Here is an 825-nt window from a genome sequence, read left to right on the forward strand (position 1 = left end):
TATAATCAAGTATGTCATTTGATTTCAGCATAGGCACTTCGGTGGAGGCTAGAGGATCTACGGTAAGTTTATCGGCAACGGCAAGTTTGCGCCTAACACGCTTTCCTGGTGTTTCTTCCTCTACTTTGTTTGAAGAAATTTTGCTACTTTCAAAACGAGTAACTCCCTGCATTTCTTCTGCAAATAACTCATCATCACTCATTGCCGTACTCACTCATAACCAATTCTGACCCAAAAATACTATTATAAAACCTAGGATTCGCCAAGTGCAGTTTGCACACTTTCCAAGTTCTTATTCGTATTAAATACTTCCTTCAATGTTTCCCATGGTGGCACCGGCTTACAACTTGAGAAAATAAAATCTGTAAAGGCCATAACCTTCGAAGGTGGCTCTCTACGGCTAGGATAAACCAGGTAAAAGGTTCTTTCCTGAAATGGTGCATCTTCAAGTAGCGTAACCAAACGCCCCGCCCTGACATCTTCACTAATAATAATCTGAGGTAAAGCGCCAACACCAACCCCCTCTATAACCATTCGACGCAGCACTTCCATGTCATTAGCCACTAGGCGAGACTTTGGTTCAAACTCGTATATACCGTTATTCGTTTGAAAAGCCCAAGCGGATGCTGGGTGAGAGACACAGGTATGATCTTCGATAGCCTGAATCGTTTTAGGGATGCCGTTTTTAGCAATATACTCAGGAGAAGCACACAGTGACAATCGCGCGGTTCCGAGATTTCGTGCTACCAGACTAGAATCAGATAATGGGCCAATTCGAAAAGCCACATCGATTTCCTGCTCTAGTAAGTCAACCAGTTTGTCATC

General features: G+C 43.2%; 2 protein-coding genes. Both read right to left on the reverse strand.

What is annotated here, in order from left to right:
- Window positions 1–202: Smr/MutS family endonuclease (locus A3729_RS25290; protein WP_231877504.1), on the reverse strand; the 202-nt coding region annotated here is incomplete at its 3' end.
- Between the two features lie 50 nt (window positions 203–252).
- Window positions 253–825 (reverse strand): substrate binding domain-containing protein (locus A3729_RS25295; protein WP_197476081.1); only part of this gene is annotated, 573 nt, incomplete at its 5' end.

The sequence above is a fragment of the Oleiphilus sp. HI0043 genome, from assembly GCF_001634935.1.